A 19,274-nucleotide genomic window follows, 5' to 3' on the forward strand; every position below is an offset into this window, starting at 1 on the left:
TAAGATTATTTTTGCTAGTCGCAATTTGGAAAATAAAGCAAAGTTTGAGTTTATAAGTCGATGAAATAATTTCGAATTTCTCGATTTTTTCATATTAAAAGGAAAACATTGTGAATCCAATTGTAAAACAATTTAAATACGGTCAGCATACTGTAACATTAGAAACTGGCGCGATTGCACGTCAAGCAACTGCAGCAGTAATGGCGAGTATGGATGATACTACAGTTTTTGTAACTGTTGTCGCTAAAAAAGACGTGAAAGAAGGTCAAGACTTCTTTCCTTTAACGGTGAATTATCAAGAACGTACTTATGCAGCGGGACGCATTCCTGGTGGTTTTTTCAAACGTGAAGGTCGCCCATCTGAAGGTGAAACTTTAATCGCACGTCTTATCGATCGTCCAATTCGTCCTCTTTTCCCAGAAGGTTTTTATAACGAAATTCAGATCGTTGCTACAGTGGTTTCTGTGAATCCACAAATTTGCCCTGATTTGGTTGCTATGATTGGCGCATCAGCTGCGCTTTCATTATCTGGCGTGCCATTTAATGGTCCTATCGGTGCTGCTCGTGTCGGTTTGATTGATGATAAATTCGTATTAAATCCAACTATGAATGAGCAAAAACAAAGCCGTTTAGATTTAGTTGTTGCGGGTACTGATAAAGCGGTATTAATGGTTGAATCTGAAGCTGATATTTTAACTGAAGAACAAATGCTAGCCGCAGTTGTCTTTGGTCATCAGCAACAACAAGTGGTTATTGACGCAATTAAGGAATTTGCAGCTGAAGCTGGTAAACCGCGTTGGGATTGGGTTGCTCCAGAGCCAAATACGACATTAATTGATAAAGTAAGAGCAATTGCAGAAGCACGTTTAGGTGAAGCTTATCGTATCACTGAAAAGCAATCTCGCTATGAACAAATTGATGTAATTAAAGCTGATGTACTTGCACAAATTGCTGCTGAAGCAATAGAAGGCGAAGAAATCAGTGAAGGTAAAATTATTGATATTTTCACCGCACTTGAGAGTCAAATCGTGCGTGGTCGTATTTTAAATGGTGAACCACGTATTGATGGTCGTACAGTAGATACGGTTCGTGCGTTAGATATTTGTACAGGTGTATTACCGCGTACTCATGGATCTGCAATTTTCACCCGTGGTGAAACGCAAGCGTTAGCAGTCGCTACTTTAGGTACTGAACGCGATGCGCAAATTATTGATGAATTAACGGGTGAACGTTCAGATCATTTCTTATTCCATTACAATTTCCCTCCATATTCTGTCGGCGAAACGGGTATGATTGGTTCACCAAAACGCCGTGAAATTGGTCATGGTCGTTTAGCAAAACGTGGTGTGGCTGCTGTGATGCCAACGATTACTGAATTCCCATATGTTGTTCGTGTTGTTTCTGAAATTACAGAATCGAATGGTTCATCTTCAATGGCATCAGTTTGTGGTGCGTCGTTAGCGTTAATGGACGCTGGTGTACCAATTAAAGCTGCTGTTGCTGGTATTGCAATGGGATTAGTGAAAGAAGATGAAAAGTTTGTGGTACTTTCAGATATTTTAGGTGATGAAGACCACTTAGGTGATATGGACTTTAAAGTGGCAGGAACACGTGAAGGTGTGACGGCGCTGCAAATGGATATTAAAATCGAAGGTATCACGTCTGAAATTATGCAAATTGCGTTGAATCAAGCGAAAAGTGCAAGATTACATATTTTAGGTGTGATGGAGCAAGCTATTGCCGCACCTCGAGCAGATATTTCTGACTTTGCACCACGTATCTATACAATGAAAATTGATCCAAAGAAAATTAAAGATGTGATCGGTAAAGGTGGTGCAACAATTCGAGCATTAACTGAAGAAACAGGTACGTCAATTGATATTGATGATGATGGTACCGTGAAAATTGCTGCTGTTGATAGTAACGCAGTGAAAGATGTGATGGCGCGTATTGAAGACATTACTGCAGAAGTCGAAGCTGGCGTAGTTTATAAAGGTAAAGTGACGCGTTTAGCTGATTTTGGTGCATTTGTTTCTATCGTTGGTAATAAAGAAGGGCTTGTTCATATTTCTCAAATTGCAGAAGAGCGTGTTGAGAAAGTTAGTGATTATTTAACGCTAGGTCAAGACGTTACAGTTAAAGTTGTTGAAATCGATCGTCAAGGTCGTATTCGTCTAACGATGAAAGATATTGTACCTAAGCAAGAGCAAGCTGATGTTGTAGAAGAAATAACAACTGAAGAGCAAGCGTAATTAAGTTATAGGATTACAGTTCTTATTTTGAGAGCTGTAATTTTATTTGAACAAGTGCAATTTGCGCTTTAAGGCTAATCGAGATGAAGCAACCTAATAAGTTGTTAAATTTCATACTGTTCTTCCCTTTTTGGGTATTCTTTTTAAGCGCTTGTGTCAACCATGAGCAAGTGTTTATTGCGGAAGATAAATTATTATTAGCGGAACAGAATCCGAGCAACCATCTTGAGCATGAAATTATGGTTGCTAAAATTAGCCAATTGTTACTTGTTAAAGGTTTGAAAAGAGAAGAACGAGCTATTTTACATTTTGAACGAGGCGTATTGTACGATAGTTTAGGATTGTGGGGGTTAGCACGTTATGATTTTGATCAAGCATTAACGTTGTATCCAAAGCTGGTAGCAGCGTTTAATTATTTAGGATTATATTTATTATTAGAACAGGAATATAGCGCTTCTCTGGATGTATTCAATATCTTGTTTGAACTTGATCCTAATTATGAATATGCGTTTCTCAATAGAGGGCTAAATTTTCATTACGTTGCACGTTATGAATTAGCACAGCGGGATTTTCTTCAATTTTATCAGGCAGATAAATCAGATCCTTACCGCACTTTATGGCTCTATTTAAATGAATTAAAGCGCAATCCTCAGGAAGCAAAACAGAATCTTGCACAACGTGCAGGTTTACTTTCTGATGAGTATTGGGGAACGTATCTTGTCCAATATTATTTGGGGAAATTATCAGTTAAAGAATTATTTACTCAAGCACAGCAGTTTGCCGAAGCTAATAGTGCAAAATATGCTGAAATTTTAACTGAAACCTACTTTTATTTAGCAAAACTAAAGCTCAATTCAGGTCAATTTAATGAAGCGGAAACGTTATTTAAATTGGCTCTTGCGAACCAAGTATATAACTTCGTTGAGTATCGTTTTGCGATGTTTGAACTTTTGAAATTGAAGCAAAATTCAAACCAATAATGGCATTATTAATGTCATGGGCTGTTGTAAAACGTGAAAGCGAACAACATTTATTACACTAGCTCACTGCTTAGTGAGCTTTCTTTTTTATATTCGAGTATTTTAATGACTGAAACGAAAATGACTTTCAAAGATTTAGGCTTGCCTGAATTTCTTATTAACGCTGTATCTGATTTAGGGTTTGAAACCCCTTCTCCAATCCAACAAACTTGTATTCCATACCTTTTAGAAGGCAATGATGTCTTAGGTATGGCACAAACAGGTAGTGGTAAAACTGCTGCGTTTTCTTTGCCTTTATTGGCACAATTAGATTTAGATAAAAAGTATCCACAAATGTTGGTTATGGCACCAACTCGTGAATTGGCAATCCAAGTGGCTGATGCTTGCGAACAGTTTTGTAAATATGCTAAAAATGTCAATATTGTGACACTTTACGGTGGTCAACGTTACGACATCCAATTACGCGCTCTGCGTCAAGGCGCACAAGTGGTGGTGGGAACTCCTGGTCGTATTTTAGACCATATCCGTCGTGGAACATTAGACCTATCTAATTTACGCTTTATGGTGTTAGATGAAGCTGATGAAATGTTACGCATGGGCTTTATTGATGATGTTGAAACAGTAATGGCTGAATTACCAGAGCAGCATCAAACCGCACTTTTCTCGGCAACAATGCCAGAGCCAATTCGCCGTATCACTAAGCGTTTTATGCATGATCCGAAAGAGATCAAGATTAAATCGACACAAACCACGAATCCAGATATTACACAAAGTTGTTGGTATGTGCATGGTTTCCGTAAAAATGATGCATTGCTACGTTTCTTGGAAGTAGAAAAATTTGATGCTGCAATTATTTTTACACGTACCAAAACAGGTACGCTTGATGTCACTGAATTGCTTGAAAAACATGGTTTTCGTGCAGCTGCGTTAAACGGGGATATGACGCAACAATTACGTGAGCAAACCTTAGATCGTTTGAGAAATGGTAGCCTCGATATTCTTGTGGCAACTGATGTGGCTGCGCGTGGTTTGGATGTAGAACGTATTAGCCTTGTTGTGAACTATGATATTCCGCTTGATGCAGAATCCTATGTACATCGTATTGGTCGTACAGGTCGTGCAGGGCGTACAGGGCGTGCATTATTGTTTGTTGAGCCAAGAGAACGTCGCTTATTACGTAATATTGAGCAGTTAACTAAAAAGCCAATTACTGAAGTTGAAGTACCAAATCATGAAGTACTGCAGGTTTGTCGTCGTGAAAAATTTAAAGCGAAAATCACTGTGCAGCTTGAACATCATGATTTAGAACTTTACCGCAGTTTATTAGAAGACATGTTTACTGCTGATCAAGATCAAGAAGATATTGCTGCAGCAATGTTAATGTTATTGCAAGGTAAACAAAAATTAATTCTGCCGCCAGATCCAATTATTGACCGTAAAACTTCTCGTGGTGAACGAGGTGAGCGCCGAGATCGTGGTGGGCGTGAAAATCCGCGTTCAGCAGAACGTCGTGGCTATGGTAATCCACAACCAATGGATTTATATCGTATTGAAGTGGGACGTATTGATGGGGTTGAAGTGCGCCATATTGTGGGTGCCATTGCAAACGAAGGTGATATTAACAGCCGTTATATTGGGCATATTAAACTTTATGATGATTATTCAACGATTGAACTGCCACAAGGCATGCCAAAAGAATTGTTGAAAGTGTTCGAAAAAACACGTGTTATGAATAAACAAATGCAAATGTCATTTGTTAATACAGTTGGTGGTGGTCGCGAAGACTTTGCTGGTGAGCGTCGTGGTGGGAAGCGCAAAGGACGTGGCGATGAGTCGCGTTTTGCACGTGAAGATCGTAAATTTAAAGAAAAAAGTCACCGCACTTTTAATGAGCGTCCACGTAAAGAACGTCGCGATCGCAGCAGATAAAGTTAAATTATTTGATCATTAAAGGCATATTGAGCGCTGTATTATTCAGCGCTCAATTTATTTTTGTATGTAGCAAAAAGTTGATCTATTGTTTTTCAATAATCACTTTAATATCTTCTGGTGGGGCATAATAAGGGGCAGAAGTAATAAATAGATCAATTCCGAGTTTGGCATAATCTGCCACGTTATGTTTATTTACGCCTCCTGCTACTGATAGTTTGATATTTTGCTGTGTTGTTTTTAAGTATGTTAATGCTTGTTTTACTTGCTCTGGTGAGAATTTATCCAATTGAATAATATCGGGTTGTGCGTGAAGCATGTGCTGAAATTGCGTGAGATTATCTGCTTCGAGCGTAATTTTATGTTCAGGAGCATTACGTTTTAGTGTTGCGACAATATGTTGCCAGTCTTCAGGGCTATCCAGTAAGTTACGATGATTAGTAAATACTAATAAGGTTTCACTAATCCCTTGTCGGTGAATATGTCCACCAGCAGCAAGTACTGCATTAGTCGCTAGTTTTCTTGTACCAGGAATACTTTTACGTGTGCAAGCAATTACCGCATCAGGATTAATTGCTCTTGCGTTGGCGAGCATGTCTGCTGTATATTGTGCAACACCACAAGACCATTCAAGCACTAATTGAACAACTTTCCAAGCTTGATGTAATTTATCTGCCGAATCGACCGCACTTATCAGCACTGTATCTGCGCTTACATAATCACCATCATTCACATAGATTTTGGGGTTAATCTCTAGCTTTTTCAATAACTTCTCAGCAATATGAATGCCTGCCACAATTCCTGCATTTTTACGTTTAAATAATATTTTGGCTTGAGTGTTCTCAATATCTAAAGCATGCGTAGTGAGATCTCCACGATAAATATCTTCAAGTAAAAAATCATCAAGCTCGTTATCTGAAAAATAAATCATAGTGGATTCCTTTTTAGTTAATTAAGTTGCCCTTGGTGTAATTGGATTTGTCGATCTGCAAGATAGTCAGCTTCTTTAGGCTCATGTGTCACCAATAAAGTTGTAATTTGCGCTGTTTGAATTAAGCTTTTAAGCATTGTCCAAATATGTTGTCTCGTTTCCCAATCAAGTGATGAAAATGGTTCATCCAGTAGTAATATATCTGGGGGATTAATGAGTGCTCGTGCTAATGCTGCACGTTGTTGTTCACCACCTGAAAGTTGATGTGGATAGCGATCAATTAAGTGATCGATATGTAGTTTAGCCAATAATTGCAGTTGTTCAGCGCGAAGTGCGGTTGGTTTTGCCAAAATTAAGTTGCCTGCAACAGTTTTGTGTGGAAATAAATATAATCGTTGATTTAGATAGCGGCAATTACGTTGCCAAGGTGGGATTGAGCTGAGATTTTTTTGAGCTAACTCAATCTTACCTTGATAATCAATATAACCAGCAATCGCATTCAGCAAAGTAGTTTTTCCACTACCAGATTGTCCAACAACAGCAACACATTCGCCTGTTCTGAGGTGTAAATGGATATTTTTAAGAATTCCTGCATATAAGTGTTGAATCACTAGCATATTAGATATTCCGATTAATCGTACGCAATAAAAATAAGAGGCAGGCTGAAATAAAGAGTAGCCACAATGAGGCACCAACTGCAATCTCAAAATCGCCGCTCGCAATATTGAGATAAACTGCCATAGGTAAGGTTTCTGTTTTAAAACGCGTTGCACCAGCTAACATTAATGTAGCACCAAATTCACCTATTGCTCTTGACCAGGCAAGAATAGCACCGCATAGAAGCGGCTTCCAACACATGGGTAATTCTATTTTTAGTAACGTATTGAAAGGGGATAAGCCCAGATTATAAGCAGCAAGGCGATAGCCTACATCTAACGCAGAAAATGTGCCACATGCATTACGTAGCATAATTGAGCTTGCAATGTAAGTTTGGGCAATCACAATACCAATAGGGCTAAAAATCCACTGACTAATAAAAGGGACTAATTGACTTACAATACCCTGTGAATTGAATAAAAGTAGTAAACTTAGTCCAGTGACGAGAGGAGGTAAAACCATCGGTAAATCAAGGATAGTATCAATAAACTTCTGGAAAGGTAACTGCACTTGACTCATGACCCATGCTGAAGGAATCGCAATACAAAGCGCGAGAATAAGTGACAATAAGGAAGTACTAAGTGACATCAGCAGCGCAAAATGCAATTCAGGATCAGTTAATATGATCTTAAAAAAGTGCATATCTAGCTGGGTGATTAAAGAAAGCACTGAACCTAATACAATCAAGAGTAAGATAAGTAATGGTAACAGTGCTAATTTTAAACTGGCGCTTTTATTTAGCAGGTAAGAAACCTTCATCCGTAAAATATTTTATACCTTGTTCTGATTTGAAAAGTTCAAGTAACTGTTTAGCTTCTTTTGGATTTTTGCTTGAGGTCAGTAATGCAATAGTGACTTTTTCTTCTGGTGTACCAGCAGGGTTTGGTAGTAAATCCAGTTTATCACGTACTTTCCAAGCGCCTGAACGTCCTATGACAGCGGCATCGACATCACCATTTAATAAATACAACATAAGCTGCTTCACAGTGGCTGCTTTTACAACGATTTTGTCATTTAATTCTTTTTGATAGCCTGATAATTCAATGATTTTCTCAGCCCCTTTACCAAGAGCCATGGCTTTGCTATCGCCAATACCTAGGCGTAAGTTACTCTCAGCAAGGGCTTTGAAAGAATCAATTCCTGAGCTTTTGTCTTTACGAATTGCCATGACAGGAATATGTAAGACTAACGGTGCTGATTCTTTAACGTCACCTGTTTTTTCCAGTTTTTCTACGTAATCACTTGAACCTGGTAAGTAAAGATCGCCTGTTTTGACAGTATTATAGCGAGCAAGGAGTTGCCCTGAACCTGCATATTCAATCGTCACTTTATTGCCAGTTTCTTGCTCGAATTTTTTGACAATTTTCTCAACGGGATCTTTTAAACCTGCACCAGCATAAAGGTATAAATCGGCAGCTTGCACTGAAAGTGCGCTCATCATTAATGTTAAAAGTGTGATAAGTTTTTTCATTTGTATCTCCTTGATTTAAAGGAAACCCAATATAGCATATCATTATATAATTTGTAATATATCGAGCTTGAATGGAGGAGATGAGTAGATAATTTTTAACAAAAAAAGACTGAGTTTTTAAACTCAGTCTTTTTTAATTTATTGGGAGAGAGATTACATCATACCGCCCATTCCACCCATGCCGCCCATGCCAGCTGCACCTAGATCTGCTTTGTCATCTTTTGGTAAGTCTGTCACCATACATTCTGTCGTAATCATTAAACCAGCTACAGAAGCGGCGAATTGTAATGCACTACGAGTTACTTTAGTTGGATCTAGGATACCCATTTCGATCATATCGCCGTATTGTTCTGTACCTGCGTTATAACCGAAGTTACCTTCACCATTTTTCACTGCGCTTGCAACTACAGAGGCTTCTTCACCAGCATTAGCGACGATTTGACGTAATGGTGCTTCCATTGCGCGTAACGCAAGTTTGATCCCAACATTTTGCTCTTCGTTATCGCCTTGAAGACTCGCTACTTTGCTTGCTGCACGAATTAATGCAACACCACCACCAGCAACGATACCTTCTTCAACAGCAGCACGTGTTGCGTGTAATGCATCTTCTACGCGTGCTTTTTTCTCTTTCATTTCAACTTCAGTTGCGGCACCCACTTTAATTACAGCCACACCGCCAGCTAATTTAGCGACACGTTCTTGTAATTTTTCTTTATCATAGTCAGAAGTGGATTCTTCAATTTGCTGACGAATTTGTGCTACACGACCTTGGATTTGGGCTTCATCGCCAATACCGTCAATAATAGTAGTGTTGTCTTTATTGATAACAACACGTTTTGCTTGACCAAGATCTTCTAAAGTCGCTTTTTCTAATTCCATACCGATTTCTTCAGAAATCACTGTACCAGCAGTGAGGATTGCGATATCTTGCAACATCGCTTTACGACGATCACCAAAACCAGGTGCTTTTACTGCGGCTACTTTGACGATACCGCGCATAGTGTTCACAACTAAGGTTGCAAGTGCTTCACCTTCGACATCTTCAGCGATAATTAATAATGGTTTACCTGCTTTCGCAACACCTTCTAGCACAGGAAGTAATTCGCGGATGTTAGATACTTTTTTATCTACTAATAAAATAAATGGATTATCTAATTCAACGGTTGCGGTTTCTGGTTTGTTGATGAAGTATGGAGACAAGTAACCACGATCAAATTGCATACCTTCAACTACAGCGAGTTCGTCTTCTAAGCCTGTACCATCTTCAACAGTAATGACACCTTCTTTACCGACTTTATCCATCGCTTGTGCAATGATTTGACCAACGATACTGTCAGAGTTTGCAGAGATAGTACCAACTTGTTCAATTTCTTTTGAAGTTTCACAAGGTTTAGATAGTGCTTTTAATTCAGTGACTACTGCAGCTACTGCTTTATCGATACCACGTTTTAAATCCATTGGATTCATACCTGCTGCAACTGCTTTTAAACCTTCATTGACAATAGCTTGTGCTAAAACCGTCGCTGTTGTTGTACCATCACCAGCAGCATCGTTAGCTTTAGATGCTACTTCTTTCACCATTTGCGCACCCATGTTTTCGAATTTATCTTCTAATTCGATTTCACGAGCTACTGACACACCGTCTTTAGTGATTGTTGGTGCGCCGAAAGATTTATCTAAAACTACATTACGACCTTTAGGACCTAAAGTGACTTTTACTGCATCAGCTAAAATATTGACACCTGCTAACATTTTCACACGTGCATCATTACCAAATTTAACGTCTTTTGCTGCCATTTTTATCTTCCTTATTTTATGTAGGACGGGTTTTAACCCATCGTATTCACTTTAATTAAATGATGGGCTATAGCCCATCCTACTTTTATTCAACAATTGCTAAAATATCGTTTTCAGAAATAATTAATACTTCTTCGCCATCAATTTTTTCTGATTTTACCCCATAACCATCATTGAAAATGACGGTGTCACCAACTTTCACATCTAAAGGTTGTACTGTGCCATTTTCTAAAATACGACCTTTGCCTACTGCTAATACTTTGGCCCGAGTAGATTTTGTTGCGGCAGAACCTGTTAAGACAATACCACCAGCAGATTTAGTTTCAACTTCTTCACGTTTGATGATCACACGATCATGTAATGGACGAATATTCATTTAATTACTCCTTAATTAAAAAAGTTATTTTACTTAAAACGTTTCCTTAATATGTGGGAGATTTCATCGGTTTCAAGGGGAAAAATGAAATTATTTTATTCTTTTATCTTCATCGACTTGTTTTTCATATTCTGCTTCAAATACGTTACTGTCTTGCTGAAAACCTTGCTGTGTTTTACGGAAAAAGCGAGCATGGAAGAATTGAATTTTATTGGCAATCAGATTTTCTATCCATAAGCCTGTTGCTGGTATTAATAGAACAAGCCCAAGTAGGTCGGTCAGAAAACCTGGGATAAAAAATAAGATACCCGCAACAATCCAAATTCCCGATTTTAATAATGAACGAGTAGGAATTTCACCACGAGAGAGTTGTTTTTGGACATTGAGCAAGGTATACCAACCTCGTGCGCGAATCATTAATAACCCAAATACTGAAGACAAAATAAGTAAAGCAATTAAGCCTAAAATGCCAATTGTAGAACCAATCCAAACGAGTAGTGATAGCTCTATATAGATAAATAGAAAGGCAAGGAGAATAAATAAAATCAGTGGCATATTGTTGTTTCCTTATTAGCGCGGTATATGTTGATTTTATAGATGGTATCAAACTTTTAAAATTTCAACCGCACTTTTATATAAAGTAGCAATAATAAAGCTCACATAATTATGTGAGCTTGAGTAATAGGAATTTTATTTTTTTATTGTGCAGGATGTGCAGGATAGAACATCGGTGAATTTGGACCTACTGGTAAGCCCAGTACAAATACCCAAATAAAGAACATTGCTGACCAGGCGATTAAAAAGGCGATCGAGTAAGGTAACATCATTGAAACTAATGTACCTACACCAGCGTCTTTTTTATATTTAATCACGGTTGCCATAATTAAACCAAAGTAACTCATCATCGGAGTGATAATATTCGTTACTGAGTCACCAATACGATAAGCGGCTTGAATGATTTCAGGTGAATAACCCGTTAACATTAACATTGGTACAAAGATTGGTGCTGTTACTGCCCATTGTGCAGAAGCAGAACCGATCATTAAGTTAATAAAGGCACAAATTAAGATAAAGCCCATAAAGAGTATGCCACCATGTAAGCCGACTTCATTTAAGAAGTTAGCGCCTTTTACTGCAATATATTGACCAATATTAGTCCAGTTAAAAAACGCGACGAATTGGGAAGCAAAGAAGATAATAACCAGGTATAAACCTAATGTACTCATCGCTTCTGCCATTGCATTGACTACATCTTTTTCACTGCGAATACTTTTTGTGACAACACCATATACTGTACCTGGTAGGGCAAATAGAATAAAGATAAAGGCAACAATCGATTTTAAGAATGGTGAGCCTGTGACTAAACCAGTTTTAGGATCACGCAAGATACCATTTTCAGGCACGACACTCCAAGCAAGTAATGCGCAAAGAATTAAAAATACTAAGCCTGCATATTTTAACCCTTTACGTTCTAATGGGGTGACTTCATTAGAATGTTGTAGATCGATTTCATCTTGTGATAAATGACTGTTATAAGGACCAAGCTGTGGTTCAACGATTTTTTCAGTGATGAAATAACCAATGAAGGCAATCACAAAAGTACTTGCTGCCATAAAGAACCAGTTTGCCTCTGGACCTACCGTATAAGTCGGATCAATAATTTGGGCAGCTTGTTGAGTAATCCCTGCTAATAATGGATCGATAGTGCCCAATAATAAATTCGCAGAATAACCGCCAGAAACCCCAGCAAAAGCAGCAGCAAGACCTGCAAGTGGATGACGACCAAGTGAATGGAAGATAATTGCGGCTAATGGAATCAATACCACATAGCCTAATTCTGAGGCTGTATTAGAGAGAATCCCTGCAAATACAATTGTGAAAGTCGTTAGTTTACGTGGTGATTTAGTCACTAATAAGCGCATAACGGCAGAGAGTAAGCCTGCTTTTTCGGCGATACCTACTCCAAGTAATGCAACTAATACCGTGCCTAATGGCGCAAAGTTGGTAAAGTTTTTGACGAGATTAGTTAAGATTCGACTTAAGCCATCAGCGTTCAGTAAGCTGACAACGTAAATCATGCCATCAGCTGCACGACCTTTAGTACCTTCAGGACGAGGATCGGGTACTGCTAACCCAAAATATTCACCTAATGCGGAAGAAATTAATAGTAAAACAATAAAAATCATAAAAAGAGTGACAGGATGCGGCAGCATGTTGCCTAACCACTCAACAGTATGCAGAAATTTACTGCCTTTCTTTTGTTGTTGTGTTGTATTCATATTTAGTCCTTCTATTTTCAGCATGATACAAGGGCTACGATGATTTTGCCCAGTGGCAATCTATCATGCTCTGTATAATATTCAAACAAAAAAGTTAACAAAGTGTTAACAAGATCAAATTATTTTGTTTCTATTTCTGTTATCCTGATTAAATCTATATGTATAAGTTTTTATATAGCTATTTTTTAGATTAGAAAAAGTAATCTGAAAGATAAAAATATGTCGTGGAGTGGACAGTTAAAATGTGACCGCGATCAAATTTTTAGCATATTCATTTCCCTATAATAGGCGACAACTTGTTCAATACTCGAGATGGAGGATTAAAATGGTGGCAACAAGAAAAGAAGTGGATTTACTTGGTGAACGTGAAGTTCCAGCAGAGGCATATTGGGGAATTCATACTTTAAGAGCGGTAGAAAATTTTAACATTTCAAATGCGGTTATTTCAGATATCCCTGAATTTGTGCGTGGCATGGTGATGGTAAAAAAAGCAACAGCATTAGCAAATGGTGAGCTTGGGGCAATTCCAGATAAGATTGCTAAGGCAATTGTTGCAGCTTGTGATGAAATTTTGACAACAGGGAAATGTTTAGATCAATTCCCTTCCGATGTTTATCAAGGTGGTGCAGGTACTTCTGTCAATATGAATACAAATGAAGTTGTCGCAAACCTTGCATTAGAAATTTTAGGTCATAAAAAAGGGGAATATCAGTATTTAGATCCGATGGATCATGTTAATGCTAGCCAGTCTACTAACGATGCTTATCCAACAGGATTTCGTATTGCTGTATACAACAGCATTATGAAGTTGGTGGCGAAAGTACTTTATTTACAACAAGGATTTGAAAATAAAGCAAAAGAGTTTTCTCACATTTTAAAAATGGGGCGTACTCAGCTACAAGATGCTGTACCAATGACAGTTGGTCAAGAATTCAAAGCATTTTCTGTCTTGCTTGATGAAGAAGTGCGTAATTTAACTCGTACTGCCGAGTTATTACTTGAAGTAAACTTAGGGGCTACTGCGATTGGTACGGGATTAAATACCCCACAAGGCTATGCGCCTTTGGCTGTGAAATACTTATCTGAAGTCACAGGATTACCTTGTGTATTAGCGGAAAATTTAATTGAAGCGACATCAGATTGTGGTGCTTATGTGATGGTACATAGCGCATTAAAGCGCACTGCGGTGAAATTATCTAAAGTGTGTAATGATTTACGCTTATTGTCTTCTGGTCCACGCGCAGGTTTAAATGAAATTAACTTACCTGAATTACAAGCAGGTTCATCAATTATGCCTGCGAAAGTCAACCCAGTAGTACCAGAAGTGGTGAATCAAGTTTGCTTTAAAGTGATTGGTAATGATACAACTGTCACTTTTGCTGCGGAAGCAGGTCAATTGCAGCTGAATGTAATGGAGCCAGTGATTGCTCAAGCAATGTTTGAATCGATTGAGATTTTAACGAACGCTTGTGTCAATTTACGTGATAAATGTATTGATGGCATTACAGTAAATAAAGAAATTTGTGAAAACTATGTGTTTAATTCCATTGGTATTGTCACTTATTTAAACCCATTTATTGGTCATCACAATGGCGATTTAGTGGGTAAAATTTGTGCGAAAACTGGGCGAGGAGTGAGAGAGGTTGTGCTAGAAAAAGGCTTACTTACTGAAGAGCAGCTTGACGATATTCTGTCAGTTGAGAACTTGATGAACCCAACTTATAAAGCCAAATTGAATAAGTAATTCATCAAAATTTGTTTAAAAGTGACCGCACTTTTTGCTATGGCGATAAAAGTGCGGTTTATTTTTATCAAGTTTTTTGCTTCAAGAATAAAAAAATAGCGCTGAGTTAACAGCGCTATTTTTAAGTTTTATTACTGACTATTGAAGTAATGAAATATCTGCAACTTGTAAGAAGAGATTACGTAAATTATTCAGGATTGCTAAACGATTTTGGCGTAATTTCTGATCTTCAGCATTCACCATTACATTATCGAAGAAGGTATCTACAGGCTCACGTAATGCGGCTAAGCGATCTAACGCGGTTTGATATTCGCCTTCGACAAATAATGGGGCTAATTCAGTCTGTAAAGCAAGTACTTGTTCTGCTAAGACTTTTTCAGCTATTTCAACACATAATGCCATATCAATGTTTGCTGTTAATTCACCTTCAACTTTTGCCAAAATATTGCTTACACGTTTATTTGCCGCGGCTAAGGCTTCTGCTGCATCAAGAGTGCGGAAGTGTGAAACTGCACGTACACGAGCATCAAAATCTGCTGGACGAGTTGGACGGCGAGCCAGTACTGCTTGGATGACATCTATTGCAATGCCTTCATCTTGATACCATGCACGGAAACGACCTAGCATAAAGTCTACCACTTCTTCCACTACATTTACATTAGTAAGTTTGTCACCGAAAAGTGCGGTAGATTTTTTCACAATTTCAGTCAGATCAAGCGGTAAGTTTTTCTCAACGATAATCCGCAGAACACCTAAAGCTGCACGGCGTAGAGCGAATGGGTCTGCGCTGCCTTTGGGTTGTTGCCCGATACCGAAAATCCCTGTGAGCGTATCGAATTTATCTGCTAAGGCAACTGCACTGGCGACTAACGATTTCGGCAATTCATCACCAGCAAAACGTGGCATATATTGCTCATTTAAGGCAACGGCTACTTCTTCATCTTCGCCATCGTGACGTGCATAGTGCATTCCCATTACGCCTTGTGTATCAGTAAACTCAAATACCATATTGGTCATTAAGTCACATTTTGACAATAAACCCGCACGTTTTGCTTTAGTTTCATCTGCGCCGATTTGTCTAGCGATTTCCCCCGCAAGTTGTTCAATTCGTGCCGTTTTGTCACGTAATGTACCAAGTTGTTGTTGGAACAACACCATTTTTAAGCGTGGAAGCTGATCTTCTAAACGCTGTTTTAAATCGGTTTTGAAGAAGAATTCGGCATCGGTTAAACGTGGACGAACCACTTTTTCATTACCTTCAATAATTTTGCTTGGGTCTTCTGGATTGATGTTCGACACGAAAATAAAGTGCGGTAACAATTTGCCGTCTTTGTCATAAATAGGGAAATATTTTTGGTCACCTTTCATGGTGTAAACCAAGGCTTCCGCAGGCACAGCAAGGAAACGCTCTTCAAATTTAGCCGCTAGTACATTTGGATATTCCACAAGCGAAGTCACTTCATCAAGTAAATCGTCTTCAATATCCGCCACGCCGCCAAGTGCGGTGGCTTTCTCTTGCGATTTTGCCAAAATCATTTCACGACGTTGGTTGAAATCAGCAATCACTGAACCTTTTTCCGCTAACAGTTGTGGATATTGGTCAGCGTGAGTAATTTGGAATTCACGTTCACCTAAGAAACGGTGACCACGAATAGTAGTAGCACTTTGTACGCCTAAGATTTCACCTTCAATTAACTCATCCCCCAATAACATAGTGACAGTATGAATAGGACGGATAAATTGTACGGTTTTGTCTGCCCAACGCATAGGTTTTGGAATGGGTAATTTTGCTAAGGCACTAGCGATAATATCTTTTAATAAATGTTTAGTCGGTTGGCCTTCGATCGTTGCACGATGCACAAGCCATTCACCTTTATCAGTGGCAATGCGTTCCGCTTGATCTACACTGATACTACAACCACGCGCCCAGCCTTCAGCCGCTTTAGTTGGCTTACCTTCACCATCAAATGCCGCTGATACCGCAGGACCTCGTTTTTCAATTTGTTTGCTTGGTTGAGCTGTGGCTAATCCTAACACTTTCACCGCTAAACGACGGGGGGTCGCAAACCATTCTACTTTGTCAAAAGTTAAACCTGCTTGGTTTAACTCCAATTCCACATTCTCTGTGAATGCAGTCGCTAATTTCTTGAGTGCCTTCGGTGGCAACTCTTCAGTGCCGATCTCGGCGAGGAAGTTTTGTGTTGTCATTGTGTTTCTCTTTAAAAAATATCAAGATTCTATTTCTTTCTCGTACATTTAATTGTTATTTTTTCTGTTTTAAGATCTGTTCCAAATTCAGTATGATAATTTTTATAAAGCATCATAGCTAAAGTCATTTCGCCAAAAAGAACAGCCAATATAATCGCGATTTCAAGTCCTATAAGTATGCCGATAGCCATTAATATTGTGTCCCTTGTTATTTCGAATAGTTCGTCAGTCGCTGATAGGATGAATGCTACAGCAAGGACGATAGCAAATGCGACTAAAGTCAATTTATTGATTGTGGTAATCTTTTTGGCTTTTTTATTTTTTCGGCTAATTCTCCCTCAATAATGAAACTCGGTTCTTTATTATTCAGAGCTCTTTCAAGGTCTTCCTTCATATTAATGACTAACATTTAGTTTCTCCTTGTCGACATAATTTAGTATTTATAGCACTTTGATTTTGCTAAATCTTCAATATAACGAAAACTAGTGGTATTTCATTTGATAGCACTTGTAGTCTAATGAGTGCCTTTATTTTATTCGCTTCATTAAGATATATACTATCAATGCATCACTCATTTCGGCAGCGTTTCGTTCAGTTCCGTATATTTCTCATTCATCTTCACTGCCCATTGCACTAAGTGCGGTGCGATGTCGTGAAGATTGACACCGAGTTTTTCGCCACGCAAAGCATACCAATCAATTAAACACACGGCAGAAATGGTGCCTAAATTTAGTTCATCGCCGAATTGTACCAAATAACGTGCTAACTCTTTGAAACTGCGGATATTGCGTTCGGTTAATTGTTGATGGCGAGCTACCCACCACTCATTTTCAGGGCGGAGCAAACGTTCGGAAATAATCGGTAAGGTGTTTTCCATAATGCCGTCAGTTAAGGCATGTAGTTGCAACACCTTCCAACGTTTGCTATCTCGAGGCAATAAATGACGCGCTGGCTTATGTTGTGCACCAAGATGATCAAGGTATTCACAAATCACATGACTGTTATACAGCCATTCACCGTTATTCAGTTGTAACGCAGGTACTCGACCAAGTGGATTATCTTGGTTATGTGGTGAGTTAGGATCAAAAGAAGATTGAATTGTCTGTAATTCAATTTGATCGTCTAGCTGGTGATATTTAATTACAGCCATCACTTTGCGTACATAAGGGCTAGTAGTGGAATGCCAGAGTTTCATTTTTTGCTCCTGAATGTTTAACTGAAAATATCTTGTAGTTGGTCGATATCTAAAATCACTTGTTCGTCTGCCAGTAACAACGCGGGAATACCAATATAGCCGTTGACTTTTGCATTTTCAAAAGCAGGATGATGATCACGCAATTTTAAAAAGCGTTTGAAATTTGCCATAGATGACATGATTTCTACTGCTTCATATTTCACATTTAAGCGGTTTAACTCAGCCACAAATGGAATAGTATCTGGGCAAAAGTCAGCAAAGAATAAAACCAGTTTGCTCATTGTGAAAATTCCTAAAACATCGACCGCACTTTATTTACAACCTGGGAATCCTAATGCTTCACGACTTGCATAATAAGCCTCAGCCACACCTTTGGTTAATGCTCGGATGCGTAAAATATAGCGCTGGCGTTCGGTGACTGAAATTGCTTTGCGCGCATCTAATAAGTTGAAGCTGTGTGCTGCTTTTAAGATACGTTCATAAGCAGGGAGTGGTAATGGTTTTTCTAATGCTAATAATTGTTGTGCTTCTTTTTCATATTGATCGAAACAATAGAATAGGAAATCAGTGTTTGCATATTCAAAGTTATAAGTCGATTGTTCCACTTCGTTTTGGTGGAAAACGTCGCCATAAGTGGTTTTACCTAATGGACCATCGGACCAGACAAGATCGTACACACTGTCTACACCTTGAATATACATCGCTAAACGCTCTAAACCATAGGTAATTTCACCTGTAACAGGTTTACATTCTAATCCGCCGACTTGTTGGAAATACGTGAACTGGGTGACTTCCATACCGTTTAGCCAAACTTCCCAGCCTAACCCCCAAGCGCCTAAAGTTGGGTTTTCCCAGTTATCTTCCACAAAACGAATATCGTTTTGAGTGGGGTCAAAACCAAGCATTTTTAAGCTGTCTAAGTAGAGTTCTTGAATATTATCGGGTGAGGGTTTTATGACGACTTGAAACTGGTAATAATGCTGTAAACGATTCGGATTTTCACCATAACGCCCGTCCGTTGGACGACGTGAAGGTTGTACATAAGCAAACGCCATTGGTTCAGGACCTAAAGCGCGTAAACAAGTCATCGGATGTGAAGTCCCAGCTCCAACTTCCATATCAAAAGGTTGCACAACTGTACAACCTTGTTGCGCCCAGTAATCTTGCAGCGCCAAGATCATACCTTGAAAAGTGTTAACATTGAATTTTGTCATAATAGTTTCTTGATAAAATTAGGTTAAAAATAGATCGAAAAATACGCTCTATTATAGGGGAAAGTCGCTTGGGGATAAAGAGTAATCTCTAGTGTGTAGTACGCATTTTGTGCCTTTTCAATAAAGTGCGGTCTATTTTAGCAAAGTTTTGCTTAATCGAACAAAATGGAGCAATTTTACTTGCCTGACAATAAGCAGCTTTTCAGGTAAACTTGGTCATCTTTTAGGCATATATTGAGGA

Annotated in this window: 18 protein-coding genes; 4 read left to right on the plus strand and 14 right to left on the minus strand. The window is 38.6% G+C overall.

What is annotated here, in order from left to right; translation table 11 throughout:
* The first annotated feature begins 110 nt into the window (after positions 1-110).
* The 3 genes from pnp to ACFSAV_RS02650 all read left to right on the plus strand — a co-directional run bounded on the left by pnp (position 111) and on the right by ACFSAV_RS02650 (position 5,161).
* Positions 111-2,252 carry a polyribonucleotide nucleotidyltransferase gene (pnp, locus tag ACFSAV_RS02640; protein ID WP_379095868.1) on the plus strand — a complete coding sequence of 714 codons (2,142 nt, stop codon included), beginning with the start codon at positions 111-113 and terminating at the stop codon, positions 2,250-2,252.
* Between the two features lie 83 nt (positions 2,253-2,335).
* Positions 2,336-3,232: a lipoprotein NlpI gene (gene nlpI / locus ACFSAV_RS02645; protein WP_379095871.1), complete on the plus strand. Its 897-nt coding sequence runs from the start codon at positions 2,336-2,338 to the stop codon at positions 3,230-3,232.
* A gap of 105 nt (positions 3,233-3,337) precedes the next feature.
* The gene (locus tag ACFSAV_RS02650) at positions 3,338-5,161 is read left to right on the plus strand and encodes a DEAD/DEAH box helicase (protein ID WP_379095873.1); all 1,824 of its coding nucleotides are present in this window, start codon (positions 3,338-3,340) and stop codon (positions 5,159-5,161) included.
* A gap of 85 nt (positions 5,162-5,246) precedes the next feature.
* Here ACFSAV_RS02650 and modD read toward each other — a convergent pair whose 3' ends face one another.
* The 8 genes from modD to ACFSAV_RS02690 form a co-directional block, all read right to left on the minus strand.
* On the minus strand, positions 5,247-6,092 hold the full coding sequence (gene modD, locus ACFSAV_RS02655) for a ModD protein (protein ID WP_379095876.1): 846 nt from the start codon (positions 6,090-6,092) through the stop codon (positions 5,247-5,249).
* 17 nt (positions 6,093-6,109) lie between these two features.
* Positions 6,110-6,709 carry an ABC transporter ATP-binding protein gene (locus ACFSAV_RS02660; protein WP_379095879.1) on the minus strand — a complete coding sequence of 200 codons (600 nt, stop codon included), beginning with the start codon at positions 6,707-6,709 and terminating at the stop codon, positions 6,110-6,112.
* Position 6,710: 1 nt separating this feature from the next.
* Positions 6,711-7,508: an ABC transporter permease gene (locus ACFSAV_RS02665; RefSeq protein ID WP_379095882.1), complete on the minus strand. Its 798-nt coding sequence runs from the start codon at positions 7,506-7,508 to the stop codon at positions 6,711-6,713.
* Positions 7,483-8,220 (minus strand): molybdate ABC transporter substrate-binding protein, encoded by a 738-nt coding sequence (gene modA / locus ACFSAV_RS02670; RefSeq protein WP_379095885.1) that lies wholly within the window; start codon positions 8,218-8,220, stop codon positions 7,483-7,485. The genes ACFSAV_RS02665 and modA overlap by 26 nt, the downstream gene beginning before the upstream one ends.
* Before the next feature lie 153 nt (positions 8,221-8,373).
* Positions 8,374-10,017 (minus strand): chaperonin GroEL, encoded by a 1,644-nt coding sequence (gene groL, locus ACFSAV_RS02675; protein WP_379095888.1) that lies wholly within the window; start codon positions 10,015-10,017, stop codon positions 8,374-8,376.
* A gap of 85 nt (positions 10,018-10,102) precedes the next feature.
* Positions 10,103-10,393, minus strand: coding sequence for a co-chaperone GroES (locus ACFSAV_RS02680; protein WP_101774536.1), 291 nt, complete (start codon positions 10,391-10,393; stop codon positions 10,103-10,105).
* Positions 10,394-10,483: 90 nt separating this feature from the next.
* Complete coding sequence (locus tag ACFSAV_RS02685) at positions 10,484-10,948, minus strand: FxsA family protein (protein WP_379095891.1); 465 nt, start codon at positions 10,946-10,948, stop codon at positions 10,484-10,486.
* A 143-nt stretch (positions 10,949-11,091) separates the two neighbouring features.
* The gene (locus ACFSAV_RS02690; protein ID WP_379095894.1) at positions 11,092-12,672 is read right to left on the minus strand and encodes an AbgT family transporter; all 1,581 of its coding nucleotides are present in this window, start codon (positions 12,670-12,672) and stop codon (positions 11,092-11,094) included.
* A 325-nt stretch (positions 12,673-12,997) separates the two neighbouring features.
* Here ACFSAV_RS02690 and aspA point away from each other — a divergent pair, with 325 nt between their 5' ends.
* Positions 12,998-14,416 carry an aspartate ammonia-lyase gene (gene aspA, locus ACFSAV_RS02695; RefSeq protein WP_379095897.1) on the plus strand — a complete coding sequence of 473 codons (1,419 nt, stop codon included), beginning with the start codon at positions 12,998-13,000 and terminating at the stop codon, positions 14,414-14,416.
* Positions 14,417-14,554: 138 nt separating this feature from the next.
* Here the strand turns inward: aspA and glyS are convergent, their stop codons facing one another.
* The 6 genes from glyS to glyQ all read right to left on the minus strand — a co-directional run bounded on the left by glyS (position 14,555) and on the right by glyQ (position 19,033).
* Positions 14,555-16,624 carry a glycine--tRNA ligase subunit beta gene (glyS, locus tag ACFSAV_RS02700; protein ID WP_379095900.1) on the minus strand — a complete coding sequence of 690 codons (2,070 nt, stop codon included), beginning with the start codon at positions 16,622-16,624 and terminating at the stop codon, positions 14,555-14,557.
* A 29-nt stretch (positions 16,625-16,653) separates the two neighbouring features.
* Entirely contained in the window at positions 16,654-16,815 is a 162-nt protein-coding gene (locus ACFSAV_RS02705) for a hypothetical protein (protein WP_379095903.1), read from the minus strand.
* Positions 16,816-16,904: 89 nt separating this feature from the next.
* Complete coding sequence (locus ACFSAV_RS02710) at positions 16,905-17,033, minus strand: hypothetical protein (protein WP_379095906.1); 129 nt, start codon at positions 17,031-17,033, stop codon at positions 16,905-16,907.
* A gap of 162 nt (positions 17,034-17,195) precedes the next feature.
* The gene (locus ACFSAV_RS02715; protein WP_379095909.1) at positions 17,196-17,819 is read right to left on the minus strand and encodes a glutathione S-transferase N-terminal domain-containing protein; all 624 of its coding nucleotides are present in this window, start codon (positions 17,817-17,819) and stop codon (positions 17,196-17,198) included.
* 17 nt (positions 17,820-17,836) lie between these two features.
* Positions 17,837-18,100, minus strand: coding sequence for a hypothetical protein (locus ACFSAV_RS02720; protein WP_379095912.1), 264 nt, complete (start codon positions 18,098-18,100; stop codon positions 17,837-17,839).
* Positions 18,101-18,130: 30 nt separating this feature from the next.
* Positions 18,131-19,033, minus strand: coding sequence for a glycine--tRNA ligase subunit alpha (glyQ, locus tag ACFSAV_RS02725; protein ID WP_379095915.1), 903 nt, complete (start codon positions 19,031-19,033; stop codon positions 18,131-18,133).
* Between the last annotated feature and the right edge of the window lie 241 nt (positions 19,034-19,274).

It is taken from the genome of Pasteurella oralis (assembly GCF_042681465.1).
In the GTDB taxonomy this organism is placed as follows: Bacteria; Pseudomonadota; Gammaproteobacteria; order Enterobacterales; family Pasteurellaceae; genus Pasteurella; species Pasteurella oralis.

What these genes read in the sequence shown, in the direction of transcription:
- glyQ (WP_379095915.1), bottom strand. Translation starts at nt 19,033, where the DNA reads ATGACAAAATTCAATGTTAACACTTTTCAAGGTATGATCTTGGCGCTG.
- ACFSAV_RS02720 (WP_379095912.1), bottom strand. Translation starts at nt 18,100, where the DNA reads ATGAGCAAACTGGTTTTATTCTTTGCTGACTTTTGCCCAGATACTATT.
- glyS (WP_379095900.1), bottom strand. Translation starts at nt 16,624, where the DNA reads ATGACAACACAAAACTTCCTCGCCGAGATCGGCACTGAAGAGTTGCCA.
- groL (WP_379095888.1), bottom strand. Translation starts at nt 10,017, where the DNA reads ATGGCAGCAAAAGACGTTAAATTTGGTAATGATGCACGTGTGAAAATG.
- ACFSAV_RS02715 (WP_379095909.1), bottom strand. Translation starts at nt 17,819, where the DNA reads ATGAAACTCTGGCATTCCACTACTAGCCCTTATGTACGCAAAGTGATG.
- nlpI (WP_379095871.1), top strand. Translation starts at nt 2,336, where the DNA reads ATGAAGCAACCTAATAAGTTGTTAAATTTCATACTGTTCTTCCCTTTT.
- ACFSAV_RS02690 (WP_379095894.1), bottom strand. Translation starts at nt 12,672, where the DNA reads ATGAATACAACACAACAACAAAAGAAAGGCAGTAAATTTCTGCATACT.
- ACFSAV_RS02685 (WP_379095891.1), bottom strand. Translation starts at nt 10,948, where the DNA reads ATGCCACTGATTTTATTTATTCTCCTTGCCTTTCTATTTATCTATATA.
- modA (WP_379095885.1), bottom strand. Translation starts at nt 8,220, where the DNA reads ATGAAAAAACTTATCACACTTTTAACATTAATGATGAGCGCACTTTCA.
- ACFSAV_RS02665 (WP_379095882.1), bottom strand. Translation starts at nt 7,508, where the DNA reads ATGAAGGTTTCTTACCTGCTAAATAAAAGCGCCAGTTTAAAATTAGCA.
- ACFSAV_RS02680 (WP_101774536.1), bottom strand. Translation starts at nt 10,393, where the DNA reads ATGAATATTCGTCCATTACATGATCGTGTGATCATCAAACGTGAAGAA.
- ACFSAV_RS02650 (WP_379095873.1), top strand. Translation starts at nt 3,338, where the DNA reads ATGACTGAAACGAAAATGACTTTCAAAGATTTAGGCTTGCCTGAATTT.
- ACFSAV_RS02660 (WP_379095879.1), bottom strand. Translation starts at nt 6,709, where the DNA reads ATGCTAGTGATTCAACACTTATATGCAGGAATTCTTAAAAATATCCAT.
- modD (WP_379095876.1), bottom strand. Translation starts at nt 6,092, where the DNA reads ATGATTTATTTTTCAGATAACGAGCTTGATGATTTTTTACTTGAAGAT.
- ACFSAV_RS02710 (WP_379095906.1), bottom strand. Translation starts at nt 17,033, where the DNA reads ATGTTAGTCATTAATATGAAGGAAGACCTTGAAAGAGCTCTGAATAAT.
- aspA (WP_379095897.1), top strand. Translation starts at nt 12,998, where the DNA reads ATGGTGGCAACAAGAAAAGAAGTGGATTTACTTGGTGAACGTGAAGTT.
- ACFSAV_RS02705 (WP_379095903.1), bottom strand. Translation starts at nt 16,815, where the DNA reads ATGGCTATCGGCATACTTATAGGACTTGAAATCGCGATTATATTGGCT.